Origin of the sequence: Paenibacillus sp. FSL P4-0081 (assembly GCF_000758565.1) — a bacterium.
Classification (GTDB): Bacteria; Bacillota; Bacilli; order Paenibacillales; family Paenibacillaceae; genus Paenibacillus_AQ; species Paenibacillus_AQ phytohabitans.
The window spans coordinates 3,338,562-3,353,592 of record NZ_CP009280.1 but is presented as its reverse complement, the minus strand read 5'-3'; the positions used below and the strand labels follow the sequence as shown (position 1 = coordinate 3,353,592).

Here is a 15,031-nt window from a genome sequence, read left to right as displayed (position 1 = left end):
GCTCACCTTCCTGCACGGGGTTATTATATTACTACAAAGGACGGTTGCCACTTATGCCCCAGCCCTACTCCTTCTTCCCCCGCAGCAAAGCAATCGCCGCCAGCAGGAAGGACAGCAGCGAGATGCCGAGCGCAATGTACAGCATCGGTGACACGCTGGAGCTATTACCCTCTTCCTCCATAATCGCTTCATGCTCGTCCATGGTCATGGTGCCGTTATCCGCCATGTCCATGGAGCCGTGGGAGTGGCTGCCTCCGCTGGAAGCTTCGGCGATCGCCGTGATGGAATGCGGGGATTCCGAGCCTTCTTCGCCGGACCACTGGACCACGCTGCCGTCGGCATAATGCTGGTAGGCATTCCAGGCGATATCGCCTGCGGCGGCCGGGTTCTGGACGGTGAAGTAGAAGCGCTGGAACTGTCCGGCCAGAATGCCGTCTCCGTTCGCGATCCAGCTGACCTTGTCGCCATCCACCGTTACGTCCCAGCCGGGAGCAGCCTCATATTGCTTGAATGCAGCTCCTGCCGGGATGCGCAGATCGATCTGCACTGTAGCAATATCTTTCTCAGATGGTACTTTGAGCGTGTAAGTCTCCCAGGCACCTGCACTCGATTGTGTAGGGCTGACGGTTACATGCGCACTAGCTACGGCTGCGAATACCATTAGTGCTGCGGCCGCTGGTACGGCCAGTGCTGCTATTTTACGGAAAAGTCTGTTCAATTCGATCTCCCCTTCTCTCATATGTAATCCCATTATCATTCTGTAAGCTCTATCTTTTCCCCGGAAAATCCCGCTCCCGCGAAGCCAGTCCCTGCTCCATGGCATACCGGGTGAGCTGCGTGCGGTTCTGAAGCTGGAGCTTCTGGAGAATGTTTTTGAGGTGGTTTTTGACGGTGTGCTCAGAGATCCCGAGGGTGGCCGCAATCTCCTTATTCGTTGACCCGGAAGATACACAGCCCAGTATTTCCTTCTCCCGCGCCGTTAATGCCTCCCGCTCCTCCTTGACGGAGGTCACGGCGAACTCTTTCAGAATCTGAAAAGCCAGCTCCCGGCTCAGCGGAACCTCCTCACTTACAATCGCCAGCAAATATTCAATCCAGGTCGACGGAGCCAGGTTCTTCAGGAGATACCCCTGCGCCCCCTGCTTGAGCGCTTCGAACAGATAGGAGATCTCATCCGATACGGTGACGATGACGATCTTGACATACGGGTACTCCAGCTTAATGCGCCGCGTAGTCTCCAGCCCGTCCATTCCCGGCATCTCGATGTCAATCAGAAACAGGTCCGGCATCCATTGTCCGGTCCAGACGATCGCCTCCGCCCCGCTCGCAACAGTGCCGATCACTTCGAACCGTTCATCCAGCGCCACGATTTCACTCATGGCTTCACGCGCATGCGCATGGTCATCTACGATCAGCACCCGGCAGCGTTCCATCCGGCGTCCCCCCTTTCGCAATCTCTACCACTGTTCCGGCAGAACCGGATTGTAAGTTAAGCTTCCAGCCCATGCTGCGTGCCCGTTCTCTCATAATCTGCAGACCATAGCTCCCGCTCACCGCAAAAGGATCGGCATGCACAAATCCGGCACCGTTATCGGTAACAGCCACGTTCCAATTCAGCCTATCGCCTTGTCCGGAGACGGACACCTTTCTTGCGCGCGTATGCTTGCGCACGTTAATAATGGCTTCGCGGATGCAGGACAACAGCTCAGCCTGTTCGGCTGACGTTAGCGCCTGCTCGTCCAGATGCCAGTCCAGCGACACCTCAATCATCACTTCCCCGGCTATTCCGGCAAGCTGCTCTTGAATGGACCTCTCCAGGGAGAAGCTTTCTTTGCCGCTGACCGGCACCTTCAGATTGGCAATGGCCTGACGCACATAACGGTTGACTTCGTGAACTGTTTTCTTGATCTGGTCTACGCTCTCTGCGCTGATCTCACCGTCTTTGCGGTTCTGTTCCAGGCGGTCAATCCGCACGGAGAGCAGAAACAGCGACTGTGCCATCCCGTCATGCAGCTCCTTGGCCAGCAGCTCACGTGCTTCCATCGCCGTAGTTGCCGCCCGCTCCCGTTCCAGCTCCCGCTGGCTCCGTTCAAGCATCCGGAAGAGCGGCAGCAGCAGAATAATACTGAACAGAAAGACAAGCACCGGCGTTAAATAGTTTCCCATGTCCATGGAGATGTACTGCATCAGGAACTGATGCCGCACAAACTCCCAGATGCCGACCATAAGTGTTGGAATGAGCAGGATGAGCACTTTAATTCGGGTATACGTCGCTGTCGCCTCCCTAATACTGAAGATAACTTTATCATTACCGCGACTTCCCCGGCATGACTCTTTCGGGCTATGCCCGGCAATAAATGTTACAAATATAAGTATTTTAAAAATAATCTTATCTCGTCCGGACTCCATACTTACAATAATAGCAGGTCGCGAAACCATATCCGATAGGGTACACTAGGAACAAAGCACAATCAAGTATGAATTCATGCTGACTATACAGGAGAGACATTGAAATGAAACGTATTACGATTCTTATCGCCGATGATGATGCGGAAATTGCCGAGCTGATCGGACTGCATCTGGAAAAAGAGGGCTATCACCCCATCAAGGTCACAAGCGGCACAGCGGCTGTGCAGGCGGTCCAATCCCAGCATATTGATCTGGCGGTATTGGATATTATGATGCCCGGCATGGACGGGTATGAGGTGACCCGGCAGATCCGGGAGAAGCACGGGCTGCCGATTATTTTTTTGAGCGCGAAGACTTCGGATCTGGATAAAATCACCGGACTTGTCATCGGCGCCGACGATTATATGACCAAGCCGTTCAACCCTATGGAGCTGGTCGCCAGAGTGAATGCGCAGCTCCGCCGGTCCACGCAGCTGAATCAGCCGGTTACGGAGCACAAGGCAGTGCTGGAAACGGGAGGTCTGATCATTGATCCGGACCGCCGGTCGGTCACGCTGTACGGACAATCGGTTGAGCTGACGCCGAAGGAGTTCGATATCCTCTATCTGCTGGCCAGCTATCCCAAGAAGGTGTTCAGTGCAGAGCATCTCTTCCGGCAGGTCTGGGGCGAAGCTTATTATGAAGGCGGAAACACAGTCATGGTTCATATCCGCACCCTGCGGAAGAAGCTTGGCGAAGAACAGACCAAAAACACGTGGATCAAAACGATCTGGGGGGTAGGGTACACATTCAATGGCTAATCTGTTCCGCAGCTTCCGCTTCAAAATGATCTCCCTGCTCGTTCTGAGCATGATCTGCTCCGGCGCCATTACTTTTGCCCTCTATAAAGGTCTGCAGATGTACTATACCTCACAGGTTAAGCTGGAGGACCCGCTGGCCCGCTTCCGCTGGATGATCGCCAATTTCGGCGACCTCAATTTCTTCCTGATCTTCTTCATCCCGCTGGCGCTGCTGTTCTTCTTCCTGTTCACCAAGCCGTATGCCCGTTATTTCAAAGAGATCTCCCACCATATCCGCCTTCTGGCGAACGGGGATTTCAAAAGCCGCATCAGCATAACTTCCAGCGATGAGTTCGAGGATATTGCCGCCGATTTGAATCTGGCCAAGGATAAGCTGCAGCAGGCGGTAGAACGCGGGGATTTCGCCGAGAACAGCAAGGACAAGCTAGTGCTCAATCTGGCCCATGATCTGCGGACACCGCTGACCTCCGTGCTGGGTTATCTGGATCTGGTGCTGAAGGACGGGCAGTTAAGCGCCGATCAGGTTAAGCATTACACAACGATTGCCTACACCAAATCGCAGCGGCTTGAGAAGCTGATTGATGAGCTGTTTGAGATTACCCGGATGAATTACGGCATGCTGACCGTCCAGAAGCTTCCGCTTGATCTAAGCGAGCTGCTCGTCCAGCTGAACGAAGAGCTATATCCTGTGCTGGAGAACAACGGGCTGACTGCCCGCCTTGCGCTGGCTCCGCAGATGAGAATATCCGGGGACGGCGAGCTGCTGGCCCGGGTGTTCGAGAACCTGCTGACCAATGCCGTGCGTTATGGCAAAGACGGCCAGTATGTCGATATCCGCTGCAACCCGGAGGGGGAGAATGCGCTTGTCCAGGTGATCAACTATGGCGATAGCATCCCCGAAGATGAGCTGCCTTTTCTCTTCGATATGTTCTATACCGGCGACCGGGCACGGACACATCAGGAAGGCAGTACCGGACTGGGCCTGTTCATTGCCAAAAATATCGTCGAGCAGCACCACGGCACGATCTCTGTCCAGAGTGACACGATCCGCACTCTCTTTGAGGTGCGGCTGCCGGGTCTGCTCAAGTAGAGATTTAAGAAAAACTTTATCTTTACCCCACTTCTTTTTAAATTCACTCCCCTATTCTTATGGACATAGAGTCCAAGGAGGAAGATGAAATGAAGAAGTGGGTTTTTTGGGTTGTTCTTGCCGGTCTGCTTGGGTATGAAGGGCTGTACCAAGGCAGAGAAGCTGTTGTCCCCGGACAGGACATCCCAATCGTTCAAGTCCTTACGGACCACGGCTCCAAGAATCTGACGGTTATCCCTAAAAGCAGGGTTCATCAGGGCAATCTGCTGCTCGTCAACAAAGAATACCCTGTACATAAAGCGGGAGTCAGTAAAGATATTGTGAATCTGTCTGAGCATCAGGAGCTGACTGAGGGCTATGGCCTGCTGGACAACAAGACGATGCTCTCCGAGCAGGTAGCGGAGCAATTCTCGATTATGATAGGAGCTGCTGCCGGGCAGGGTGTCCAGAATTTCCTGATCAGCAGCGGATACCGGAACAACTCAGAGCAGAAGCAGCTCTATGAGGAGAAGGGAGCCGAATATGCCCTTCCACCCGGCCATAGCGAGCATAATCTGGGCTTGTCACTTGATATCGGCTCCTCGCAGATGGCGATGAGCCAGGCTCCGGAAGGGCAATGGCTTCGTGACAACGCCTGGGATTACGGATTTATCCTGCGCTATCCTGAAGATAAGACGGATATTACCGGCATCCAGTATGAGCCTTGGCATTTCCGCTATGTCGGCCTGCCGCACAGCATCATTATGAGGGATAAGCATTTCACCCTGGAAGAATACCTGGATTATCTGAAGCAGCAGGAGACGATTACCGCTACCGTTAACGATACAGAATATCAGATTTCCTATATAGCGGTCTCTGGAAATACTCCGGTTCCTACCCCTGAAGGCCGGCATGTGGAGTTCTCAGGCAATAATATCGACGGCGTTATTATGACGGTATATCCATAACAGCCAGGCCATATAACAATATAACCTAGAGAAGGCGGTGATGCGGAATGAATCCGGCATACAAACTGAGAATATACGGGTTGCAGGCACTTTTCGCCGTATACATCTATGTACTATTCAAAATCATCTTATTCAAGTTTGGTTCGATTAACTTCAGCTTTCTCTGGCAGCAGCTGCAGAAGAGCCCGGATAACATTGCCGGCAGCCTGCATACAGGAAACTTCGTTCCGCTGGCCACCCTGTCCAATACGTATCATCATCTGACAGCTACTACCCTGGTTAATTTCGCGGGAAATATCGCCTTGTTTATCCCTTATGGCGTATTCCTTGTGCTACTGTCCCCGAACGGGAAAGGCGGCGGCTCTTTCACTGGTGTCCTGCTGCGTTCTTTGGCGTTAAGTGCAGTGCTTGAATGTTCGCAGGCGGTATTCTACATCGGAACCTTTGATGTGGACGATCTCATTCTGAATACCTTCGGCGGGCTGCTGGGGTATATCCTGTTCCGGCCTGTGATCAAGGCATTTAATCCAAGCGGAAAAAGCGGTGCCGCCAATAAGGACGACCCCGCACCAGCGGATAATAGAAGGATCATCTATGATACGAAGTCTAATCCTCCTGTTATAACCGGCAAAGGCTCCTCTGTCACCAAAAGGTGACGGGGAGCCTTTGTCATCGCTAAGGATTTATATCCCGCCTTATATCGGAGAAGTGTACCGGCCGTACTGGATCTCCAGTTCTTTGAAGGCATTGCCTTGCTGCAGCAGGAAGAAGGAGTTCACACCCTCCGCTCCCCACCAGTTCAGGCCAAGCAGTAATCCGTCTGCCGACTGTGCAGCAAACAGTAACGAGAACATCTCCGGCCGCATCTCCCCGCCGTCATCGACACGCCAGACCGAGTATTCATCGTTCTCAATAACCGCAGGATAATCCATGAAGCTGAGCTTACCGTCTTCATTCAGGACAATACTGAACAGCATATCCTTATCCTGTCTTGTGAACTGGACCAGATACAGCTCCCTATTCAGGGCCAGATCAGCCAGCTTCCAGGCGGACTGAATCTCCCGGTGCTTAACGGCAGCTATGCTCTTGCGCACGGGATCTCCGGCGGCAAGCTGCGGAGCTGCCTGGTCGGCGGGTTGCAGATCTACTAATGCAGCCGGCGGGAAGCTGGAGGAATCAGCCAGATAATAGGTTTCATCCGGTTTCGCAGCGCCGCCCTCTACCGTGTAGACAAATCCGGCCAGGTTAGCGAAATTATTCGCCAGCTCCCGGCCATTGCTGTTCTCACTCCCCGCTTGCCGCTTCCCGAACTTCACGGCCAGTACCTGGCCTCCGTTGCCGATAGCGGTATTCAGGGATTCCATCTGCTCCCCGCTTCCCTCCTCCTGCGAGGTCACAAGAATATGACTCCCGGTTTCGTCGGCGAAGCCGAATACAGGCTGCAGCTTGGCGGGATCGAGGAATGCCGCCAGGGCAGGCGATTCGGTAGCCGCAGCGGCTGCAGTAGGGTCCGCCGTTTGCGGAACAGCGGTCTGCTGCGGGACTGGCGACGGACTCTGCGCCACAGGTGATGGCATGGCCGGAGATTCTGCACCGCCTGCATTGTCATTGCCATCTGTCCTTGAACAGCCGGACAAGGCGAAGACTACTGCCGCCATAAGAATAATCAGTCCGGCTGCTTTCAGCCGCTGCCGGGAACTTCTCTTCACGCGATTCATAGGGTCCCCTCCAGTGGAGTTATTCGAATATACCCATACTAAGGTAGCGTTCACCAGTATCGGGAGCAATGCACAGCACCCGCTTGCCGCGGCCAAGGCGCCGGGCTTCCTGCAAGGCTGTCCATACTGCTGCTCCGCCGGAAGGACCAATCAGGATCCCTTCGGTACTGGCCAACCTCCTTACCATATCCAGTGCATCTTCATCGGATACCTGCACAATCTCATTATAGATGCCGGTATTTAGAATCGCCGGCACGAATCCGGGGCTGGTGCCCACCAGCTTATGCGGTCCGGGCTTGCCGCCGGAGAGCACCGGTGACCCTTGCGGCTCCACGACAACCACGCGGAGCTCCGGCAGCTGCTCACGCAGCGCTTCTCCTGTGCCGGTAATCGTGCCGCCTGTTCCGGACGTAGCTACGAATACGTCCAGCCGGCCTTCCATCTGCTCCAGAATTTCCGGAGCGGTGGTAATGCGGTGAATGTCCGGATTCGCCTGATTCTCGAACTGCTGCGGAATGAAGCTCCCGGCAATCTCTTTGCCCAGCTCTACTGCCTTGGCAATAGCGCCAGGCATCCGCTCTGCCGCCGGTGTCAGCACAACCTCCGCTCCGTAGGCCTTCAGGATATTGATCCGTTCCTTCGTCATATTATCCGGCATGATCAGGATTGCCTTATACCCTTTCGCTGCCGCATTCATCGCCAGGCCGATGCCGGTATTGCCGCTCGTCGGCTCGATGATCGTCCCGCCGGGCTGCAGGCGCCCGTCCAGCTCTGCCTGCAGGATCAGATTATATGCAGCCCGGTCCTTAACGCTGCCGCTGGGATTGAACATTTCCAGCTTCACGTACAGCTCCGCATCCTCCGGCCCGGTAATGCGGTTCAAGCGTACAACCGGCGTACCGCCGATCAGCTCTGTAATATTATTGACTACCAGCTTAGTCATATATATACCTCCCCTATTCCTGTCTTAATCTTCATGCACGATGTAACATCCATTGTATCGCTACCGGGTGGCACTTGTCGATTTGGCGGCTTCAGAGGGGCTACTCTTAAGCCAGAAACCCTGCTAATATCCACGGACAGAATACTGAACCGCCTATGCCCGCTTGAATAGTGGAGTCAGAGGGTTTGTATAAGTGTACTTAGTGCTGAACGGCGATCTGTGGGGGGATGTTTGGTACGTGGCGGCAGGGGGATGCGGGGGGTGTGGCGGCGGGGGGTGTGGCGGCGGGGGGTGTGGATTGTGGAGGGTGTGGCGGCGTAGCGTGGGTTGCGGGGTGCGTGGATTGCGGAATGTGTGGCGGCGGGGGTGCGTGGCGGCGGGGGTGCGTGGCGGCGGGGTGCGTGGCGGCGGGGGTGCGTGGCGGCGGGGTGCGTGGCGGCGGGGGTGCGTGGCGGCGGGGTGCGTGGCGGCGGGGGTGCGTGGCGGCGGGGTGCGTGGCGGCGGGGGTGCGTGGCGGCGGGGTGCGTGGCGGCGGGGGTGCGTGGCGGCGGGGGCTGCAAGGGCTGCGAGAATAGTAAGGATTAGCGCGGACACAGGCTAACTAGCAGGGATAACACCGGTAATGTGGGACACAACTGGAATTGTTGTACTTTATGCAGGATTTTCAGCAGATGAGCGAGCCAAATTACGGATTGTTGTACAAAATACAATAATTTTCCTCAGATAAGCAAGATAACTCCTTAATTGTTGTAAAACATACAATATTTCCGTCTTTTTAGGCTGGACAGAGCCTGAAATGTTGTAAAATATGCAGGATTTCCGCAGTTAGGCGAGCTTGAGCCTGAAATGTTGTATAACCTGCAGGATTTCCGCAGTTTGGTGGCTGTTTGTACAAACAGTCCTAGACCCGGTTCCAAGATGAACAGGTTCTGCTGTCCAAAGGAGGACAGTTATCCGGTTCAACGGGAAAAACCGCCCCCCGGACACACGGGAGGCGGTTTTTTGCAGCATGCTGAATATCATGCAACTTAGCATAATGCAGCTGAGCAATATTCAGCCATACAATAATCAGCTATACTATTCAGCCCTACGGATTCACCGTAATCGTAAACGTTGACGTGGTATTTTTAATAGGCGTTACAGTGTTCAGGATCTTCAAGTTATTGAAAACAACGTTACCTACCGCCGGGCCTTGACCTGCTTCAGCCGATTCGTTGGCCCAGATGCCGACTCCGGATTTGGCGTCGAAGGCATCGCCGCTCTTCTGCGCGCCGGAAATCGTAACATTTGTAAAAATCGTGTCCGCTACAGGGAATTGCGGTGAATTGCCGACATAGTTGGTCTGGAACATAATCCCGTGATAGGTCGGATCAATGATATCCACATCGCTGACGCGGATGCCCTGGAACACCTTGGAGGCGGAGAATACCCAGATGGCCGGGAAGGTCTGTGAGCCCCAGAAATGTCCGCCGGCCCGGACGACTGAAATGTTCTGGAAATTCGTAGTCGGCGATGCGCCGAAGCCGTTCATGGCATACCCGAAGTCCAGTGAGCTGATCGTAATCCCCGAATAGCAGAGTGTATCCGCAATATAGATGTTGCGGAAGGTGTTGGCATAACCGCCGTAGACGGCTACACCGGCTGCACGCCAGGTCAGGATTGAGGTCAGGTTCTCGTATACATTGTCTTTCATGTCCGAGCCGCCGGAATCGATTGCCGAGAACAGCGCGAAGCTGTCATCTCCGGTCGCCCGGGCTTCATTGTTGGACACGAGGTTGTTCGTGCTGCCGTTGGTCATATTAATGCCGTCGGCGAAGGTGTTGCGGATACGGGAGTTTCGGATCACCATGAAGTCGGTATTCGCACCCCAGTACATACATACCTGATGTTCGGTCCAGATGTTGTCGATCGTAATGTTCGCTACATTGGAGAAGTCGAACACTTTGCCGGGACCGTCAATCCGTGAGGTATAGTTGCCGAAATAGGCAAACCCTGAGAAGGTTGATCCATTCGCTGAATCGGTAGCCCTGAAGCCAACATCCGTATTGGACTGGTTAACCGGCGCATAGAACCGCGTATACCAGGGTCCGGCTCCGACAATTTTAATCGCTTTGCCGTAGACCTGGAACTTGTTCGAGGTTTCATACGATCCGGCTGGAAGATATACACCGGTAAGGTTGCCGGTTGTATCCATACGGACCTTATCAATCGCATTCTGCACGTCCTGGTGCGTGAAGCCGAGCGGAACCGTATATTTGGCCGGGTCCGGATTGGCAATCGGCACTACCTGCTCCAGGCTGACGAAATCAATCGCATACTGTGAAGTGTTGGCTGCGTCCTTCTGAAGTCTGATTGTGCTGCCCGCCGGAATGGTGCTGTCGAACATAATATTCGCTTCATCATAGATGTGACGCGGCGAACCGGCGCTTGGGGAATTGCCCGGGCTGATCTCTGAGCCATACAGCCAGGCGTATTTGGAGTTCAGCGTGATGGCTTTGTTGAATACGCCGTTCACATAGATATTAAGTGTAGCGGTTGTTCCGTCACCGCTTGCCGAGTCCGGAATTGAGAACCGGGTAACGAGCGTGTTGGTGCTGGCTTTGGTGGTGAATTCAACATAGCTGCCCGTTGTGTTCAGTGTAACTGCTCTTCTGCCCGAGGCTTCACCGGCAAGATCACCGATATTGCGGTTCGGATTCAGCTTGACTGCTCCGCCCCCGACAACCCCGTCCTCCGCTTCATACATATCGTAAGGCATGTTGGCCCCGCGTCCAATGTACAGCGACTGATTCTGGATGTTGTTGGCCCGTTTCACTGCCAGTTCATTAGCGTCTGCGGCAATTTCAGTTTTTACATTATATTTCCCGTTCACAGCGGTCCAGGTTCCAAGGGCAACCGGAGCCGTTGTGCTTCCGCTGGCAATGACACCGTTATAAGCACCGGTCAGCGTTTTGATTACCGCACCGGTGGTCGCATCAGTCAAGGTCAGTGTGATGTTATGTGCACCACTTGCCGAGGCTGCCGTTCCCTGATTCTTAATAGCGACTGAGAAGCTCACGGGATTCCCGCCAGCCGGATTCCCCGGCGACCAGCTGACCGGAGAAGCAATCAGATCCGAGCTGGATACCGGATTTACGGTAAGCGATGCGGGATTCGAAAAGCTGTTATTCCCTTCATTCAGCTCAATGACGGTGTTGCTCTCGTCGACCTTTGCACTTAAGGCATAGGTTGCGGCATCTTTGGCGCCGATGTTCAGCGATACTGTAGCCGAAGCACCTGCGGCCAGTGCACCGACTGGTGCTGTCCCGGCAAGCGTGGTACCCAGATAGAAGCTGACGTTTGTTGCTGCCGCTGATGCAGACCCGGTATTCTTGACGGTAGCATTCAGCGAGATGACATCGGTCTCTACCGGAGCGGAAGGGCTCCAGGACATTGCCGTTACTGTCAGATCCGGATTCGCAGCCGGTGTGCCGATGATCTGAAATTCAGCTACCTGTCCGGCGCTTGAACCGGAGTTCGTGGTGAATTTCAGCTGCAGCTCGCTGGCCGTTGCTGTGACAGGAATGGTCACGGAGTTGCCGCTGGCCGGGTTAAAGGTGTACACCGTGGCCGGAACTAGACTCGTGAAGGTGCCGGTAGACTGGTTATGACCCAGTACCTGAATGGTTTGGGTACGGGTAGCCCAGGCCGCTGCAGGATTCAGCTTCACAACTACCGAGGTCACATTGGCGTTCGCGCCAAGGTTCACAGTCAGTGTGTTCGGGTAGCTTCCGCCCGCTCCTTCCCAGTACGTAGTCACATCTCCGTCATTGGCATTCGCGGGGACAAACGTAAAGACTGAAGATGAGGCATTAACCGCTTTGCCGATTGCCAGGTTCGAGCCAGGACCCGCGCTTGGGGAGGCCGTCGGCGAGGCAGTTGGCGAAGGTGATGGTGTGACAGTTGGGGTTGGAGCAGGCGTTGGGGTTGGTGTGGCCGTCGGGGCTACAGTAGGAGAAGCCGTTGGTGCTACTGTTGCCGTTGGCACTGGTGTGGCTGTCGGCGCTACCGTTGGTGCCACCGTCGGAACGGGGGTTGCAGTAGCCGTCGGGGCCGTTGAGACGGTCAGGACCAGCTGATCCAGATTCACGTTGCCGGAGTCGGACGCATCGTATTTGTAGGCAATCGTGTTATTTCCGGCATTTAACGCCAGGATTTCTGCCTGTGTAGACCAGGTATCCCAGTTGGCCAGGTTAGCAAGTGAGGTCTGCTTGATCTTGGTACCGTTCACGTAGACACTCAGCGTCCTGGTGCTGCCGGAGGCATTGGCATACCGCAGCGCTGCGCTGTAATTGCCAGCAGATGCAGCCGAAACGGTGAACGTTGTCGCTGCTCCTTGGGCAAGATAACCATCAACAAACGCCGACCCGGTATAGCCGGTGTGATCTGTGTTGGTTTTGGCCCCGCCGGACAAGGCGGCAGCTTCCGCTTCATAAGTTCCCGGTGCCGAAACCGCAGTTCCGTACACCTCGAGTTCGGATAACTGCGCAGCAGGCCAGCCGGTGTTGGCCGTGAAGGTTATTTTAATATAACGGGCTATTGCAGCAGTGAAATTAACAGTGACTGTGTTAGAGCCGCTGGAAGGATTGAAGCTGTAGGCAGCAGATGCAGCCAGGTTGCTGTAAGAAGCATCATCCGTACTGCCTTGAACGGACAATGTCTGTGTTCTTGCTTCCCAGGCTGACGGCAGCTTGAGTACAACCTGATTGACGCTGCTGCTGGAGCCTAGATCGACCTTGATCCATTGCGGAAAAGCATTGCTGGCACTCTCCCAATACGTCCCCTGGTTGCTGTCATTGGCGTTCGCTGCCACATACACATCACCGACCGAGCTAGCGGTAATCGTCTTGCCTTGAGCCAGATTGCCTGCCGCTGCCCCCACTGCCGGGAATAACGCCAACTGGCCCACACATAGCGCAAGAATCAGACTGTACAACAGGAATGTCCTTTTCACAGAAGCCTTGTGTCTGGTAATCATCTGCCAACCACCTCCTATAATTTTATGATGCCGCCTTAAAGTATGCGCTTTCAAAAATATCCCTTCCCCTTATCCTTATACTCCTCGCCTCCTTGATTCCCTTGCCTTCTTGCAGTCCTGAAGATAATTTTGCAATCAGCCAGTTCACTCCTCCCCCCACTGCTTCCCTTACACATTCAAAAGACCGGTCCGCTCCTTGCGTCAATATGCAGAACAGCAAACCGCAAGCGCAAGCGCAAGAGAAACGGACCGGACCCGGAGTGAGCCTATGAACTAACTAATTATGGTAATAATATAAGATATCACTAGGTTGAGGTCGATGGCTTATTCTATGATTAGTGTGTGCATAAATACGGATTTCATATTTTTATGCAGCACGCTAAGTGATGTTGACTGGAGCCCTTCCTCTGAACAACACCGGGAGAGTTTAAACTTAATTAAAGTCGGCATACCCCCGCAGGTAAGATGCCTATACAATGGATACACAAGGCACGGGCCAAGGGGGAACTACACATGAATGAAGCTGACCAACAGGAACTATTCCTTAAAAACGAGAAACTCATTAACATGGTGATTGAGCGGGCAAAGCGGGATTATCCGGAGGAGATTGCAATAATCGGGCTTACGGGCTCTTTTCGTACCGGAGATTTCCATGACAAAAGCGATCTGGATCTAATTATCATCAATAACAACCATCAGGGCTGGGGCATCTCTTCCTGCTTCATACTGGGGGATGTCGGATACGATATCTATTGCACTCCATGGGAGACCCGGATTGAAGAGCAGGCTGCGCTTGAGAGTCCGATGACCTCCAGTCTGATAGATTTGCAGGTGCTCTATTGTGCCAAACCGGAATATATGGAGAAATTCAATGCGTACAGACAGAGGGCGCTGGACACTTTAGCTAAGCCTATCGGGAGCGAATGCATCGGCAGAGCGAAGAAGTGGATCGACAGTGCCAAGCAGGAGTATGCGAATACCATGCTTGCTGAGGATCTCGGAACCGTCAGGCTGGCTTCATGCGAGGTAGTCTACAATCTGGTCTATGCACTGACAAATTTGAATAATACGTATTTTAAAAGAGGGCTTAAGCGATATCTGGAGGAAATTGCCGCCTACCGGTATATTCCTGAGGATTTTGAAACGATATATATGGATGTGATTCATGCCAAGACTATGGATGACATACGAAGCACCACCTATACCCTTCTAAGAAGCATCCATGATCTGTACAATACCTTGTATCAAAAATATGTAATCCAGCCTGTACCGGCCTACGATAATCTGGCGGGCACCTATGAAGAGCTATGGTGTAATTACCGCCATAAGGTTATTGCAAGCAGCGAAATGAAAGACAAATCCTATGCTTTCTATACCGCAATGGGGGCACAGCAGTTCCTGGATGAAATGACAGAGTCGCGGGGAACCCGGAGGTTTGATCTGCTGCAACACTTCGATGCGGATCAGCTTGATGGATTTAAGGAGCAGTTCCTGCTGGCGATGGATGAATATCTGGAAGAATATAACCGCACCGGCCGGCCGGTCGAACGCTATAGTACCTTTGAGGAGCTGTATAGACAATATATGAAGGTTTAGGTAATTCTACGGGATAATTAAATGGCCATATGATCAGGAGGTTATTATGCTTAGTTATAAAAATACAACGACCGAAGTTGCAGCCAGCGGAATTGATACCGTTATTATATCCGTTGGTGCAACCGAGCAATTCGGACCCTTTCTTCCCATGCATTTGGATACATTAATTGCAGAGTTGTACGCTGAATCCTATGGAAAAGCATTAAATGCCTACGTTCTGCCTACCCTCCCGTTTAACACTTCAGAAGAGCATGCCAACTGTAAGGGAACGGTAACGGTCAGCCCGAATATTTTAACTGCAATGTTAGAAGATATTATTATGAATTTAGCAAGACAGGGATTTACCAAGTTTGTAGTATGCAATGGACATGGTGGAGCGTACTGGGAAGCGGCCTTTGTTAAGCATATCAATTACAAGTACCCCCGAGCTTCTTTTGATTGCCCCAAATCACAACACTCCTCATGCCTGGACAGAAGCAGCGACGCAAGCTGGTTTGGAAGAGGTAGATGA

At 53.3% G+C, this 15,031-nt stretch carries 13 protein-coding genes; 6 read left to right on the top strand and 7 right to left on the bottom strand.

All coding sequences use genetic code 11. The features are described from left to right. Positions 1-64 precede the first annotated feature (64 nt). Genes P40081_RS13915 through P40081_RS13905 form a run of 3 tightly spaced genes read right to left on the bottom strand, consistent with a single transcriptional unit; the run spans position 65 to position 2,172 of the window. Positions 65-718, bottom strand: a complete 654-nt coding sequence (locus tag P40081_RS13915) for a YcnI family protein (protein WP_052421820.1) — start codon at positions 716-718, stop codon at positions 65-67. 49 nt (positions 719-767) lie between these two features. Further along, positions 768-1,433: a response regulator gene (locus P40081_RS13910; RefSeq protein ID WP_042136203.1), complete on the bottom strand. Its 666-nt coding sequence runs from the start codon at positions 1,431-1,433 to the stop codon at positions 768-770. Beyond that, positions 1,402-2,172 carry a sensor histidine kinase gene (locus P40081_RS13905; protein WP_231575353.1) on the bottom strand — a complete coding sequence of 257 codons (771 nt, stop codon included), beginning with the start codon at positions 2,170-2,172 and terminating at the stop codon, positions 1,402-1,404. Before P40081_RS13905 ends, P40081_RS13910 begins: the two co-directional genes overlap by 32 nt. A gap of 341 nt (positions 2,173-2,513) precedes the next feature. On the opposite strand from P40081_RS13905, the gene P40081_RS13900 reads away from it, so the two are divergent. From P40081_RS13900 to P40081_RS13885, 4 genes are all read left to right on the top strand, one after another. Beyond that, on the top strand, positions 2,514-3,209 hold the full coding sequence (locus P40081_RS13900; protein WP_042136202.1) for a response regulator transcription factor: 696 nt from the start codon (positions 2,514-2,516) through the stop codon (positions 3,207-3,209). Beyond that, positions 3,202-4,299 (top strand): sensor histidine kinase, encoded by a 1,098-nt coding sequence (locus P40081_RS13895; protein WP_042136201.1) that lies wholly within the window; start codon positions 3,202-3,204, stop codon positions 4,297-4,299. The genes P40081_RS13900 and P40081_RS13895 overlap by 8 nt, the downstream gene beginning before the upstream one ends. 89 nt (positions 4,300-4,388) lie before the next feature. Beyond that, complete coding sequence (locus P40081_RS13890) at positions 4,389-5,246, top strand: D-Ala-D-Ala carboxypeptidase VanY (RefSeq protein WP_042136200.1); 858 nt, start codon at positions 4,389-4,391, stop codon at positions 5,244-5,246. 47 nt (positions 5,247-5,293) lie between these two features. Next, the gene (locus tag P40081_RS13885; RefSeq protein WP_052421819.1) at positions 5,294-5,902 is read left to right on the top strand and encodes a VanZ family protein; all 609 of its coding nucleotides are present in this window, start codon (positions 5,294-5,296) and stop codon (positions 5,900-5,902) included. A 39-nt stretch (positions 5,903-5,941) separates the two neighbouring features. Here the strand turns inward: P40081_RS13885 and P40081_RS13880 are convergent, their stop codons facing one another. From P40081_RS13880 to P40081_RS39770, 4 genes are all read right to left on the bottom strand, one after another. After that, positions 5,942-6,964 (bottom strand): hypothetical protein, encoded by a 1,023-nt coding sequence (locus P40081_RS13880; protein WP_052421818.1) that lies wholly within the window; start codon positions 6,962-6,964, stop codon positions 5,942-5,944. A 19-nt stretch (positions 6,965-6,983) separates the two neighbouring features. Further along, on the bottom strand, positions 6,984-7,907 hold the full coding sequence (gene cysK, locus P40081_RS13875) for a cysteine synthase A (RefSeq protein ID WP_042136199.1): 924 nt from the start codon (positions 7,905-7,907) through the stop codon (positions 6,984-6,986). A gap of 1,087 nt (positions 7,908-8,994) precedes the next feature. After that, positions 8,995-12,924 (bottom strand): galactose-binding domain-containing protein, encoded by a 3,930-nt coding sequence (locus P40081_RS13865; protein ID WP_063779795.1) that lies wholly within the window; start codon positions 12,922-12,924, stop codon positions 8,995-8,997. 22 nt (positions 12,925-12,946) lie between these two features. After that, positions 12,947-13,072, bottom strand: a complete 126-nt coding sequence (locus P40081_RS39770; protein WP_269323256.1) for a hypothetical protein — start codon at positions 13,070-13,072, stop codon at positions 12,947-12,949. Positions 13,073-13,437: 365 nt separating this feature from the next. Between P40081_RS39770 and P40081_RS13860 the strand changes: the two genes are divergently transcribed. Then, positions 13,438-14,520, top strand: a complete 1,083-nt coding sequence (locus tag P40081_RS13860; RefSeq protein ID WP_042136197.1) for a nucleotidyltransferase domain-containing protein — start codon at positions 13,438-13,440, stop codon at positions 14,518-14,520. A 46-nt stretch (positions 14,521-14,566) separates the two neighbouring features. Continuing rightward, entirely contained in the window at positions 14,567-15,031 is a 465-nt protein-coding gene (locus tag P40081_RS39345) for a creatininase family protein (RefSeq protein ID WP_231575352.1), read from the top strand.

What these genes read in the sequence shown, in the direction of transcription:
- P40081_RS13910 (WP_042136203.1), bottom strand. Translation starts at nt 1,433, where the DNA reads ATGGAACGCTGCCGGGTGCTGATCGTAGATGACCATGCGCATGCGCGT.
- P40081_RS13905 (WP_231575353.1), bottom strand. Translation starts at nt 2,172, where the DNA reads ATGGACATGGGAAACTATTTAACGCCGGTGCTTGTCTTTCTGTTCAGT.
- P40081_RS13900 (WP_042136202.1), top strand. Translation starts at nt 2,514, where the DNA reads ATGAAACGTATTACGATTCTTATCGCCGATGATGATGCGGAAATTGCC.
- P40081_RS13895 (WP_042136201.1), top strand. Translation starts at nt 3,202, where the DNA reads ATGGCTAATCTGTTCCGCAGCTTCCGCTTCAAAATGATCTCCCTGCTC.
- P40081_RS13890 (WP_042136200.1), top strand. Translation starts at nt 4,389, where the DNA reads ATGAAGAAGTGGGTTTTTTGGGTTGTTCTTGCCGGTCTGCTTGGGTAT.
- P40081_RS13885 (WP_052421819.1), top strand. Translation starts at nt 5,294, where the DNA reads ATGAATCCGGCATACAAACTGAGAATATACGGGTTGCAGGCACTTTTC.
- P40081_RS13880 (WP_052421818.1), bottom strand. Translation starts at nt 6,964, where the DNA reads ATGAATCGCGTGAAGAGAAGTTCCCGGCAGCGGCTGAAAGCAGCCGGA.
- cysK (WP_042136199.1), bottom strand. Translation starts at nt 7,907, where the DNA reads ATGACTAAGCTGGTAGTCAATAATATTACAGAGCTGATCGGCGGTACG.
- P40081_RS13865 (WP_063779795.1), bottom strand. Translation starts at nt 12,924, where the DNA reads ATGATTACCAGACACAAGGCTTCTGTGAAAAGGACATTCCTGTTGTAC.
- P40081_RS13860 (WP_042136197.1), top strand. Translation starts at nt 13,438, where the DNA reads ATGAATGAAGCTGACCAACAGGAACTATTCCTTAAAAACGAGAAACTC.
- P40081_RS39345 (WP_231575352.1), top strand. Translation starts at nt 14,567, where the DNA reads ATGCTTAGTTATAAAAATACAACGACCGAAGTTGCAGCCAGCGGAATT.